Raw genomic sequence first — 13,908 nt, forward strand, 5'->3', positions numbered from 1 at the left:
TCATGTATACAGAACACTTTGGCCTTACAAGTAAACCTTTTAATCTGGTTCCAGATCCTACTTTTCTCTACTTAAGCCCGAATCACAAAAAAGCATTAACGATGCTTGAATATGGCTTAATGAGTCATGCAGGATTTACTGTCGTAACAGGTGAAATTGGCGCCGGTAAAACAACGCTTATCCGTGCTCTATTATCAAAAATTGAAGACGATTGTGTGATAGGTTTGATCAACAATACACATGAGTCATTTGGTGAATTGATGACATGGGTGCTAGATTCCTTAGAAATAGAATCTACTGCAACTGACAACGCTGGGCGTTATCGAGACTATATTAACTTTGTTGTTGAACAACATGCCCAAGGCAAACGAGTAGTATTAATTGTTGATGAAGCTCAGAACCTTTCTGTGCAAGCTTTGGAAGAGCTGCGTTTATTATCCAATGTAAATATTGATTCAGATATATTTTTACAATTGGTTTTAACGGGCCAACCTGAACTTATCGATAAGTTAAATCTCCCCGAATTGAAACAATTTGCGCAGCGAATTGGAGTTGAATTCCACTTAAAAGCACTGAGTTATCCTGAAACCCAAAATTACATTGAATACCGGCTTCAGATTGCTGGGGCAAAGAATAAAATATTTACCAATGAAGCTTGTGCCGTTATCTATTGTTATAGCGAAGGCATTCCTCGTCGCATAAACAATTTATGTGATTTTGCAATGGTCTATGCTTTTGCAGAAGATAAACAAGAAATAGATGTGCCTATACTGCTCGAAATGATGCGAGATAAAAAATCTACTCGTATAGTTCAATCTACATTTTCTGATAACGCAGATGTAAAGCGGGTTAGAGGATGGTTGCTGGAGCAACACAACATACAGTTGCAATAGACTCCCGGGCAGGACTTTTTCACTTTAAATGCAAATGATTCTGAATTGTGACTATTGTCACGTAATCGCTTCTCTAAAATAATTAATATCAATACATCCCCACAACCAAAGTGGAGGTGAATCCATTGATGCGTGAAGTAAACGTTTGAAAATCCTCTGCCCCCCAGAGGGTTTTGGCCCGGCGGCAACGCCGGGCATTTTATTTAAATCTATACGAAAATTATCCCGCGAATTAATATGTTAAGGTGATGTCTGTAATCGTAAGTAATAGATATTTTGCTTACTACCTCACATACTATTCTAATTGCGTGGGAGCATTCAGCAATGTGTGAAGCTAATCACTATTCATTAATCACGATCGTCATATCATCTATACCGACTCATCTATTTAATAACGGGGGGAGATGATCATGAATTTATTTTCGAAACTACTAGGTGCATTTTTATTGATGGCTTTTAGCGCCGCATCTCAGGCGCAAAATTACTACGTTTGCGACACAGGGAATGATGCAAATGATGGTAAATCCGAGTCAAGTCCATTTAAGACATTCAGCAAAGCCATTGATACCTTTAATGGGATGTTTGCGGGTGGCAATGTGCTCTTTTGTCGAGGCGGGAACTTCCAGGTAAACGATAAAAGAATTTTTAACACTCGTTGTGGTGCATCTTCACCTTGTACATTGGCGGATTACGGTAATCCCGAAAAACCAAGACCTCAACTTATTGTTAATCAAAAAATTACCGGTTTAAACTTTCAAAATGGTTCTGCTGCAGTTCAAGATGGCGGGTATGTTGTTAGAAACTTAACAATACATGGAAATGGGGGGCGGAATGGCATTTTCCTCTATAACGATGTAGACGATGTGATTTTAGATAACTTACATATCGAGGGTTTCGAACATGGCGTTTATTCCGGTGGAAGCTCTTGGGAGTTGAAGGCTGGTGCCAATGGCATGAACGATAGAATCACATTGTCGAATAGTACAATTATTAATAACTCTTGGCAGGGATGGTTGGGGGCATGTAATGATTGTGTAATTGAAAACAATCATTTCGAAAATAATGGTTTTTATAGACATATAAAATACCATAACATTTACATGTCTTCAGCTGGCAAAGATGATCATTATTTTACTAATGTAACCATTAGAGGGAATACTTTATATAAATCAGCGATTGTTGATGGACAATGTAAAGGAGTATCCCTCGTTGTACACGGTAAATATAAAAACCTTACAATTGAAAACAATACCGTTAAAGAGGATCTAGGTAGAGTTAGCCCTTATTGCTGGGGAATAAGTGTAGACCCTGGTTATGCAAAGGAAGAAGCTTTTTATAATGTAAAAATTAACAATAACAAACTAATCAATGTTGGTAATGTTGCTATTGGTTGCGCGTCTTGTGAAGGGGTAATGATTGAAGGGAATGAGATTGTCGATGAAGGTAACGTGCTTCGTGCTGGGATAAAGGTACCGGTTAGAGAGGAAAATACAGTCAAGTCTAAAGATATTACAATTTCAAATAATAAGATAGTAATGTCTCATTTGAATGCTAATGGCATTTCTATTGGTGGAGAGCATGAGGCTAAGATAACTAATAATGAAATTATTCAACCAAATGATTCTAAGGCTGAATGTATTGATCGTTGGGGAGCTAACGCATTAACGAGTATCATCAGTAATAGTTGTAAATTTCATTCTGGAATTTCTATTATCGACTTAATCAACGAGCACACTGAAAGTAATGAAGAATCAGTAGTCGAAACTCCTCCCGTCAACGAAGCCCCAGAAAATCAAGTCTCTGAGGTTGAAGAAAATCAGCCCGTTGACATTGAATCAGCGGAGCAGCAAGTCATAGAAAATCAACCGGTTAACAGTGATTCGCCAGAACAACAAATAGTTGATAACTCAGAAGTAAACAAAGAAACTGGAAATGCTTCTGACTTATCCGATTCTGATGCATCACAACAACCAGCTCCAGTTGTGGTTGAATCGGATAATTTTGTTATCACTGACAAAAGTCCACAAGATACTTCTGCTACAATTAGCGTAAAAAATGCCTCTGAAGTAACCACTGATCAGCAATTTGGCGAAACAACAACCTTTGATACAGTTAAGAAATCAAGAAGCACTTCGGGTGGAGGAGCATCATCAGGTGGTGGTTCGTCTAAATCAAATAAAACTTCATCAACTGACATAGCAACAATAGATGATGCTATTTCATACACTACTCCTAACTCATCTATTGATACAACTACTAATATATTGTCTATTGAAACAGAACAAATGGATATCACCAGCGGTTTGCCAAAAACTGAATCTGAAAGCTCAAAATATAGTGTTAAAGTTAAAGATGTAATTGAAGCTTCCAGACAAAAGAATGATGATATTGATGTTTCTCAATGTCGTGCCTACGCATCAGGACGATGCTTAATGAAATGATATTAATGCTATATTCTTTGTATGGAGGGATATTTTAACTATCCCTCCTTGCAGGATATATAAGATACTGTTACTTGGTTTTCCAAAAACTGTCAAATCAGAACTATTTAAAGTACAAACGTTTAGCGGAAAAACTGAGCATAATCGTCAAAACAATTAAACATTTGGACATATACACTATTAAAGTTGATAGCAACTGCAAATTTGGGGGGTTATATCTTTCATGAGATTCATTCGAAGCTTGATCCAAGACCTACTACCAGTACTCAATTCTGAAAATAAGTGCACACACAAAGCTCCTAAGCCTTAGATGCTATGACGAAGGGCACCCCTCAGCATAAAATTAACTCACAGAGTGATTTATGTTAAATCAGTAATGGCAGAAGTCATTTTTAGCATCCAAATGTAATCATTGAAATTTGTATTAACGATTGTGCACAACTATAGTAAATTACATTGCGTGAACAGCCTAATAATCAGAACTAAAATCATCTAAAAAATAAACGATAATTACAGCAACATATTCTGCAGATAAACTAAGCTAGCTGTGACGAAACCAGAGGCTTCGAACGTTTGAACAAAACAGAACGTATTCCTTAAAGTGTTGGTAGAAATGCAATCATTCTTCAGCGCACCTCAAAAGTTCAGAAAATTACTTTTTCTTAAAAAAGTTAATCAGTAACTCGGCAATCATTTGTAGTGATTTTTAAGTGTATTGGTAACATAATTATGGTTATCATGGTATAAAGATGTACTGAATCTGTGATTGATTCGTAAGAATATACTTATATATAAATACTCTCATATTGGCTCTACAAGATATTTAAACAAAACTAGAACGTGTAGTATTGGCCACTTGCCATATTAAACTTTACAAATATAAAAACCAAAGTATTGCATAGACGCTTAGTATACAAGTTTATATTTTCATCAAACTAAATGGTATTTTTGTGTATTAATCCAACTATGTTGGAGAATGCCAGTATGATAACTTAAATCCAAATTCTTCTTAAATTTATATGAAATCGAAATATAAAGTAACAAAAATGGTACGCATATACAGATGAACCATCCTATAGCTTATGCTGCAATAATCATTTGGCCATTTATCATTTTTTATTTGTTCAAAAGATATGGTCTACAATCAGGTGTGTTAATAGGATTACTTGGTGCTTATATGTTTTTGCCGGCATCATTTGAAATTAACTTACCTGGAATCCCTGCATTTGATAAATTCACTGTAACAACAATGACATTTATCGCATATTTTTTCTTAAATAAAAAAACTCTAGGATATGATTCATTAAGTAGGTTTTTAAAAATAATATTTTTAGGTTTTTTGATTTCTCCATTTTTAACGGCATTAACAAATACGGAAAGATTTTATCATTTACCCAGTTTGACTATGTATGATGGGTTGTCAGATACAGTCGGTAACTATTTATACTTTTTACCCTTTCTGATTGGTGTTAAATATTTTCGATCATACGAGAGTCAGCAACTGATGTTTCGATATTTTGCAATAGCAGCGATTATCTATGCTGTTTTTGCGTTATACGAGATTCGTATGAGCCCGCAGCTTCATAGAAATTTATATGGATTTTTCCCACATTCATGGGCGCAACAATATAGAGATGGTGGGTTTCGGGCTATAGTGTTTATGGGGCATGGATTATTAGTTGCATTCTTCTTAGCCCTTGGAGTGGCTTTTATTGCGACTATGAAATCCGCACAGACAAAGTTATTTAGCTTTACGGGTAACGGTGTTTTGCTTTTATTCGTATTCATAACCTTATTTTTATCGAAAAGTCTCGCAGCACTTGTATTTGGCTTGCTCGCTTTAGTTAGTATATTGTTCATTCCTAATCGGTTAGTTCATCTTGGTGCTGTGATAATTGCAGTTATGTTTATATCATATCCAATATTGAGCTCTGTTAAATTGTTTCCTCATAACACGATATTAGAATATGCACATATGGTAAGTGCAGAGAGAGCCCAGTCACTAGAATATCGGTTTGATCATGAGCGTGAGCTACTTTCACACGCTAACAATAAATCTTTATTTGGTTGGGGAGGCTGGGGAAGAAATCGTGTGCGAGATGATTTGACCGGTGATGATTTGAGTACTACAGATGGAAAATGGATAATCACCTTGGGTGTAAGGGGCTGGTTTGGATATTTAACAGAGTTTCTCTTTGTTGTCTTGCCAATATGGTTAGCTTTTAAATGCCAGGGGATCGTCAAATCAAGATCAAAGGATGCAAAAAATGAAGGAAAGTTTTTAGCCTCTCAGGCGTTGATTGTGGCATTAATTTTAGTTGATCAAATGCCAAATGCATCACTCAATCCCCTGTATTGGTTAATAATAGGTTCTTTGTTGGGACGTTGTTATGAAATAATTTCAGTAAACCAGGTTAAGACTGATTCAACAGCAAAAATAAATAACTCATTAGAAATAAAATGATGATTGTAATTATTAAATAGTAATCAACAGAGTATGACTATATAAATAGGAAGTTAAATGTTTTCTAGCCTTAAGAAATTGTATAAAGAATTGTCAGATAAAGACAAAAAAAGTTTGATGATTTTAATGGTTATCATCTTTGTTAGTGCTGTTGTTCAGGTTATTGGGATTGCGGCAGTATTTCCATTTATTGCTGTCGCTACTGACCCAAGCATCATTGAGACAAATCAATATCTTTCTTCTATTCAGCAGTTTACGGGCTTATATGATACGAGAAGTTTCCTTATTGCATTAGGTATTTTGGTGCTTTTATCCCTTATTTTAAGTAATGCATTCATTGCTTTTAGTACATGGATGACGGCAAAGTTTGTAGCCAACATGGTACATACTATTACCAGTAAGTTGTTAGAAAATTATCTAAGTGAATCGTATCTTTTTCACTTATATCGTAATAGTTCTCAGTTAATAAATAACCTTACCTCCGAAGTTGGTCGAGTCGTAAATGGAGGAATAATGAGCACCCTTAAAATAATTTCGAAAGGTGCGATTGTCATAGCAATTTTAATTTTTTTAATATTGGTTAATCCTATTGTAGCTTTAATAGCTTTTTTATTACTTGGTGGAAGCTACGCAGTTATCTTTCTCCTGTTTAAAAAGAAATTATCGACAACTGGTACAGACATTACAGAGTTATTTGCGGAAAGACACAAATACATGAATGAATCCCTTGGGGGAATAAAGGAGCTTATGGTTTTAGGCCGGGAACATCATTATTTGAATCATTTTAATAGGGTATCCGAAAAAATTATTAGTAGAAAAGTTTTCAATAGCTCTGTGGGTGATATACCTCGATACATAATAGAAACAATTGCATTCGGAGGCATTCTGGTTCTTACCATCTACCTCGTGGCTACAGGTGATAATTCAAAACAAGTGATGCCGATGCTTGCTCTTTATGGATTCGCCGGATATAGGTTAATGCCTGCATTACAAGAGGTCTTTAAAAGTTTTGCTTTGCTAAAACACGACTCTGTCGCTGTTGATGGTTTGTACGATGATTTGAAAAAAGTACAAAGAAGGGCCGAATTAGTTACATCTCACAAAATTACCAAAGAATTGATTCCAATTAACGATACGTTAAAACTTCAAACCATTAGTTTTACATATCCAGGTGCTTCCAAAAAAGCATTAGAAAATATTAATTTAACAATAAACGCTAAAACAAGCATTGGGATAGTCGGGAGTAGTGGTTCAGGAAAATCAACCTTGGTTGATCTCATTCTAGGTTTGTTATCCCCTGATGAAGGAGAGCTATTGATTGATGATCAAAAACTTGAAAGTAAAGATATTCGTAAATGGCAAAATTCTATAGGTTATGTTCCCCAGTCTATTTTCTTATCTGACGCAACTATTGCTGAAAATATAGCTTTTGGTCTTCCTAAAGACGAAATTAATATTGAGGATGTTATATCCTCAGCCAAATTGGCAAATATTCATAAATTTATTACAGAATCATTAGATTTAGGATATGAAACAGTTGTTGGTGAAAGGGGAGCCAGACTAAGTGGTGGCCAAAGACAACGAATTGGAATAGCTAGGGCTTTATATCATAAACCTACAATCTTAATTCTAGATGAGGCTACAAGTGCGCTTGATGGATCAACCGAAGAAGCGATTATGCAATCGGTTTATAAACTTGCAGAGGACCTTACAGTAATCATGATTGCACATCGTTTTTCAACTATTCAACGATGTAATACGATTTTCGTTATGAGTAAAGGGCACCTTGTTTCTCATGGAAACTATGAATATCTACTCAATAATTGTGATCATTTTAAAACCTTATTAAATGAACAACCATCAATAACAGATAAGCAATAAGATGAAAATATTAATAGATAATAGTGGCTATGAGCTTAAAAATATTGGCGATATATCAATGCTAATTGTAGCCTTATCAAGGATTAATAGTTTATTACCAGAGGCAAAAGTTTCAGTATTTACAGTAAATCCAGAGAAACTCAAAAGCATATATCCAAACGCAGAGCCAGTTGAAATAAATGGAAGAAAACTATGGAAACAAAAAAGAAACTTATTTGGAGGTATATTTCGTCTTATTCCAAACAAACTAACTCCATATGTGGAGTTTTTTGAAGATTGGCTTAAATTTAAGCATCCTAATTTAGTTTATCCAATCATTCATTATCGATTGCAAAAACGAGGCTTTGAAACACAGCCAATACGTAAATATTTAGATAAAGTAATAGAGTCTGACTATGTAATTGCGACAGGTGGTGGCTTTGTAACAGATTGCTTTTCAAGTCATGCTGAAAATGTATTAAATACGCTTGAGCTTGCACAGAATATGGGTAAGCCAACAGCTATGTTAGGACAAGGACTTGGCCCATTAACAAACTTGAGACTTGAAAATATTGCAAAACGAGTTTTCCCAAAACTTTTAATGATTGGATTGAGGGAAGGGGTTTATTCGAAAGATCTTGCAATAAAATTGGGTGGCAAGAAAGAATGCATCCGTGTCACAGGTGATGATGCGATAGAAATAACACTGAAACACAGGGATACTATTAAATCTTCGAAAAAGATTGGAATAAATCTACGAATTGCTGATTACTCCTCACTTAATAAAGAATCAATTTTTCAAATAAAAGAAACATTACTAAAAACATCACAGATACTTTCTGCTGATTTATCACCAATTCCAATTTCCTCTCACAGTGAAGATTCTGATATTAAGGCTTTGTCACAATTATTGAATAAATCATTAAAAATATCGGATTATGAAACTGTTGAAAGCGTTTTGAAGGAGATATCATCCTGCAGAATAGTGGTTACAGGGAGTTATCATGCTGGTGTATTTGCCTTATCTCTGGGGATTCCTGTTGTTGCAATAGTTGCATCTGAATATTACAAACAAAAGTTTGATGGTCTTAAAGGACAATTTAAATATGCTTTTCATATTGTTGATGTCCAGAGTGCTGAAAGTGTTGGTGATATATTGTCTAAATCAATCGAAGCTGCTTGGAATAATGTTCTTTCAGAAAGATCACTTCTAATTGATAGTGCGAATAGTCAAATTGAAAAATCTAAAAATATTTACAAGTCTTTCTTGGTTTAAAGAATATTTTAACTACAAATCATATTTTATAAATCTATGAGTTGTATTGATTTGAATTAGTATTATTTAGATAAAATTTACAGTCGACATATACAATGCAAACGTGAATAAGCTCCGGTGGGTATTAAAAGTGTTATGACAAAAGATATTTTTTCACCTGTAATGATTGTTGGCTCACCAAGAAGCGGAACGACATGGCTTCAACGTATACTTTTACAACACGAAAGTGTTTGTGGAGGACAGGAGTCAAATTTTTTTTTGATATTCATTCATGCTCTATCATCCGTAAAAAAAAATCATGACAATCGAGGTGTCGGTCTCAGTTATTATTTATCACCTGCTCAAATAGATACTTTAATTAGACATTGCTGGGAATATACTTTTTCTGAAATATACGAACATAATGATGGGAAAATATTGCTTGAAAAGTCACCATGTCATGCAATGTTCCTTGATGATATCGCTGAAGTTTTACCTAATGCAAAATTTATCCATATTATTCGTGATAGCCGTGCAGTGACTGCATCTCTTATAGCAGCTAATAGATCATGGGGTATTGGTTGGGCACCATCGAGTGTTAAGCAAGCAGCCATAATGTGGTTTAGACATGTTTCTAAAGCAAAACGGTCAGAAACTGCAAAAGACAACAGTAAATACATTGAGGTCTATTACGAAGACCTAGTTTCATCAACTTCAATTCAGCTTCAGCGAATCTTTGATTTTATTGGTTTGGATTATAATGATGAATTAATAGAATTTATGATAAATGAAAATACATTTGAAAATAATTCAAAAAATAAAAATCTGTTTATTTCAAAAGATAACAATATTATAAAGGAACCAGATGGTTTCTACAGGCAAGGAACAATTGATGGCTGGAAAAAAGATTTAGGTTTCTTCCAAAAGTTAATCGTTTGGCGATATACAAGAAAACTGATGAAAGCCTTAGGCTATGATTTTAAGGGTGCAAGACGATTATGAATAGTCCCCAAATCTCTGTTGTAATGCCTGTTTATAATGCTGGAGGATATTTAAAGTATTCTATTGAAAGTATTCTTAATCAAACATTTAAAGATTTTGAGTTTATCATTATTAATGATGGATCTACTGATGATTCGGAGTCAATGATAAAACATTATCAGCAGCTAGACTCGAGAATTATTTTAATATCAAGAGAGAACAAAGGACTAGTCATCACATTAAATGAAGGTATTGAAAAAGCATCTGCAAAATTAATAGCAAGAATGGATGCAGATGATATTTCTCTTCCAAGAAGATTAGAATCCCAAAAAGATTTTATGGATACTAATCCAAATTGTGTTGCTGTAGGGTCAAAGGTTCGCGTTATAGATCAAAAGTCCCGTTTCCTTACCCATACCAAACCAAAACTAAATCACGATGAAATTCTTAATTCTGCTTTAAATGGTGTCTGTCCACTAATTCATCCCTCGGTGATGTTCAGAAAGGAAGCCGTATTATCAGCTGGGGGCTATCGTTTAGAAAACTATCCTGCTGAAGATTTAGCATTATGGTTGGATCTAAGTCACTATGGACGTTTGGAAAATATTGATGAAGTGCTTTTGGAATATCGTATCCATAATAATTCAATAAGTACTCAAAACCACGCTTTGCAAACCGAAGCCACTGAAATTATATGTCGAAGAGAATGTGAAAAGCGCGGTATAAAATTCGAAAACAAATTTCGGAAAGGAAGGGAAGATGGTTCTCGATCTTCGAAGAATAAAATTCTCCTTAAACATGGTTGGTGGGCCCACTCGAATAGACAATGGCGTACATCTGCCATTTATGCACTAAATGCTATACGGCAGTTACCTTTTGATAAGGCTGGCTGGAATTTACTTTTTTGTTCTTTCTTAAGAAGGTTCTAACTGTGTCTTCTCCAACAATATCCGTGTTAATGCCGGTTTTCAATGCCGAGAAATATCTTGCTTTAGCAATCGAAAGCATTTTAAAGCAAAGCTTTCAAGATTTTGAGCTGATTATTATTGATGATGGTTCCACGGATAATTCTAGGAAAATTATCGAGCAATACACGCAGTCTGATGCACGCATAGCATTCATTCAACAAAAAAACTCAGGTATCTCTGTTACAAGAAATAAGCTTGTGTCTTTAGCTAATGCTGAAATAATTGCTTGGATGGATGCAGATGATATTTCTCATCCTTCACGTTTACGCGATCAATATGACTTCCTTCAACAAAATAAAGAATTTGTTGCAATAGGAACATCGACAATAATGATTGATAAAGATGGGGACGAAATTTTTGAATGGAAAATGCCTCTTGAACATGAGCAGATTGATAATCTTCATCTAGCTGGAAAAGGTGGGGCTATCATTTTTCCATCATCAATGATGAAAAAAGAAGCAGTGTTGAATGCCGGTGGCTTTGATGAAAAATTAACAGGCGCTGAAGATTTATGTCTGTTTTTACGTTTAGCAGAAATGGGTAAGCTTGCTAATTTGGAGCAGTATTTATTTTTTTATCGCCAACATATCGATAGTATCTGTCACTCAAACCGAAGTGATATTAGCAGTGACCGTTTATCAGTGCTGACAGAATGTGGAATTCGCAGAGGCATTAAACTCAGTATTACTGAAGCGATGACTAATTCACCAAACAACCTGTCGCCCTATGAAATATATATAAAGTGGGGTTGGTGGGCATTAAAAGGTAAAAATATACAAACTTCTAGAAAATATGCTTTTAAAGCGTTTAAACATTCCCCTATATCGAAAGAGTCTTTGAAGTTGCTTTATTGTGCAGTAAGAGGTTATTGACTTTGAATCATTCGGTATAAATATTTTTGTTATTGCTAATCCAATGTTTTCTATGGAATTTATATGAAAATAACGTTTGTTGTTCCAACGTTAAACCTATCAGGCGGTCTAAGGGTGATTTCAGTTTATGCCAAATTGTTGAGTCAAAGAGGACACCAAGTAACCGTTGTTTCACCAAGTGATAAAACAAACAAAATACAGCGCTTTAAAAATAAGATATTTAAGAAAGAGATATTCAAAATAAACTTTGATGATACCTATTTTCAAGATGCTAATTATTCAGTCAAAGTTTTAGAACAAAACAGGTCTGTCACAGAAAGTGATGTTCCTGATGCTGATATCATTATTGCTACTTTTTGGTATACAGCGGAATGGATTAAAAACTTTCCCGAAGCAAAGGGTAAAAAAGTCTATTTTATTCAACATTATGAGATGCATCCTTGGCTTCCACTTGATAGAGTCACGGGCACCTTTCAATTTCCTTTTAAGAAAATTGTAGTTTCAAAGTGGATCGCTGATTGTTTATTAAATAATCATGGTGTTAATGATATTTCAATTGTTGGAAATGGCGTCGATCATGAGTTATTTCATGCTCCACCTAGGAGAAAGCAAAAAAAATTAACTGTTGGTTTAATGTACGCAGATGAGAAAAGTTTTAAGGGGTGTGATACATCTTTAGCGAGTATTGAAATAGCTAAAAAAACTTTTCCTGATTTAAAGGTAATTGCTTTCGCTGCTCATCCACCAAGACTTAGTTTACCTTTACCTTTAAACACAGAATTTCATTTGAAGCCAGACCAAGACAAGCTTCGGGACATCTATTCATCATGTGATGTTTGGCTTTTCGGTAGTCGGTTAGAAGGGTTTGGATTACCGTTACTTGAAGCAATGGCTTGCAGAACACCAATCATAGCCACTAAAGCGGGAGTCGCTCCTGAGCTTCTAGCGGACGCAACCTCCGGATTTTTGATTGATATTGATGATGTAAATTCAATGTCGGCGGCTATTTTGTCAATTGGAGCTATGACAAATTCTGATTGGGAGGTTATGTCAAATAATGCGTATTTAAAATCAAAAGTTTATGATTGGGATACCAAGGTCGATGAATTTTCTTCAGTATTAATTGAGCTACTGAAAAATGATTGAAGCTAAAAAAATAGATTTTCCATCGCATGCTGTACCAAATGATTGGCTATTTGCTCCGTCTACTTACCTAATTGACTCTTGGGTACCTGAAGTTGAGAAAATACAACTCTCAGCTTCAGCTACTCTGGCTGGTAGCTTAATACTGAAAATCTCTGATGATGAAAAAAGAATAGAGAATAAAGAATTACAGACTAAACCCTTAATAAAACGGGTATTTACAGCTTCAAAAGAAATTATTATTAAAGATAAAATAATAATGGATCTCCGTTACAAAGAACCTGGAAATATTGCTCACGCTCTTACAAATCATTTGCCTTTGACACTGATAGCTGAGGATTACTGTAAGCAAGTTACTGGAAAGAGTCTCACAATAGTATTGCCATCATCTATTCCCAAGTATATTGAAAAAATATTTGTAGAAATAGGGTATGAGGTGGTGAAGACAGACAGACATATTTTTGCAAAAGCATGTGAATATGACATTTCACCATGGCAATCTATAAGGGGCTTAAGATACCAAATCATTAAAACTTATTTAAGCAACTCTGATTTCCACAAAAAAATACAAAACCTTTCTGAGGGATTGCCAAAAAAAATCTTTATTTCCAGACGTGGAAACAGAGTTTTAAAAAATGAAAAAATAGTTGAAGATTTTTTAGTGAACAAGGGATATCTCAAAGTTTATGCTGAAGACTTTGATGTATTAGAGCAAATATCAATGATTGTTCATGCAAGCCACATCGTTGCGGTCCACGGTGCGGCGTTAGGCCCTTTATTGTTGAGAGCAATGTCCCCTGATAATAATTTGAAATTGATTGAATTGTTTAATCCTGGACACATGACAAACGTTTATAGAGTCATATGCGATCAATTAGATTTTGAATGGGTAGGAGTTCGCGGCAAACTATGGCCTGAAATTATTTTGCAGGCATATGACGAACCTAAAGATCCGCGAAAATATTCTTTGTCTAATTTTGAGATATGTTTAAAAAGTCTTGATGCCGCTATGAACCAGATTAATGCTTAAT

General features: G+C 34.9%; 10 protein-coding genes. All 10 read left to right on the plus strand.

Features of this window, described 5'->3' with window-relative positions:
- The first annotated feature begins 2 nt into the window (after positions 1-2).
- The 10 genes from Q7V21_RS02465 to Q7V21_RS02510 all read left to right on the plus strand — a co-directional run bounded on the left by Q7V21_RS02465 (position 3) and on the right by Q7V21_RS02510 (position 13,907).
- On the plus strand, positions 3-893 hold the full coding sequence (locus Q7V21_RS02465) for an ExeA family protein (protein WP_304915761.1): 891 nt from the start codon (positions 3-5) through the stop codon (positions 891-893).
- Positions 894-1,303: 410 nt separating this feature from the next.
- Positions 1,304-3,334, plus strand: coding sequence for a right-handed parallel beta-helix repeat-containing protein (locus Q7V21_RS02470; protein WP_304915762.1), 2,031 nt, complete (start codon positions 1,304-1,306; stop codon positions 3,332-3,334).
- Between the two features lie 1,063 nt (positions 3,335-4,397).
- Entirely contained in the window at positions 4,398-5,798 is a 1,401-nt protein-coding gene (locus Q7V21_RS02475; RefSeq protein WP_304915763.1) for a hypothetical protein, read from the plus strand.
- A gap of 57 nt (positions 5,799-5,855) precedes the next feature.
- A complete protein-coding gene (locus Q7V21_RS02480; protein WP_304915764.1) occupies positions 5,856-7,679 on the plus strand; it encodes an ABC transporter ATP-binding protein in 1,824 nt (607 codons plus the stop codon).
- Position 7,680: 1 nt separating this feature from the next.
- A complete protein-coding gene (locus Q7V21_RS02485; protein ID WP_304915765.1) occupies positions 7,681-8,934 on the plus strand; it encodes a polysaccharide pyruvyl transferase family protein in 1,254 nt (417 codons plus the stop codon).
- Between the two features lie 135 nt (positions 8,935-9,069).
- Complete coding sequence (locus Q7V21_RS02490; RefSeq protein ID WP_304915766.1) at positions 9,070-9,915, plus strand: sulfotransferase; 846 nt, start codon at positions 9,070-9,072, stop codon at positions 9,913-9,915.
- Positions 9,912-10,823 (plus strand): glycosyltransferase, encoded by a 912-nt coding sequence (locus Q7V21_RS02495; RefSeq protein ID WP_304915767.1) that lies wholly within the window; start codon positions 9,912-9,914, stop codon positions 10,821-10,823. The genes Q7V21_RS02490 and Q7V21_RS02495 overlap by 4 nt, the downstream gene beginning before the upstream one ends.
- A 2-nt stretch (positions 10,824-10,825) precedes the next feature.
- Positions 10,826-11,734 (plus strand): glycosyltransferase family A protein, encoded by a 909-nt coding sequence (locus Q7V21_RS02500; RefSeq protein ID WP_304915768.1) that lies wholly within the window; start codon positions 10,826-10,828, stop codon positions 11,732-11,734.
- Between the two features lie 63 nt (positions 11,735-11,797).
- On the plus strand, positions 11,798-12,880 hold the full coding sequence (locus tag Q7V21_RS02505; protein ID WP_304915769.1) for a glycosyltransferase family 4 protein: 1,083 nt from the start codon (positions 11,798-11,800) through the stop codon (positions 12,878-12,880).
- The gene (locus Q7V21_RS02510; RefSeq protein WP_304915770.1) at positions 12,873-13,907 is read left to right on the plus strand and encodes a DUF563 domain-containing protein; all 1,035 of its coding nucleotides are present in this window, start codon (positions 12,873-12,875) and stop codon (positions 13,905-13,907) included. Before Q7V21_RS02505 ends, Q7V21_RS02510 begins: the two co-directional genes overlap by 8 nt.
- The last annotated feature ends 1 nt before the right edge of the window (position 13,908 follow it).

Source organism: Methylophaga sp., from assembly GCF_030651745.1.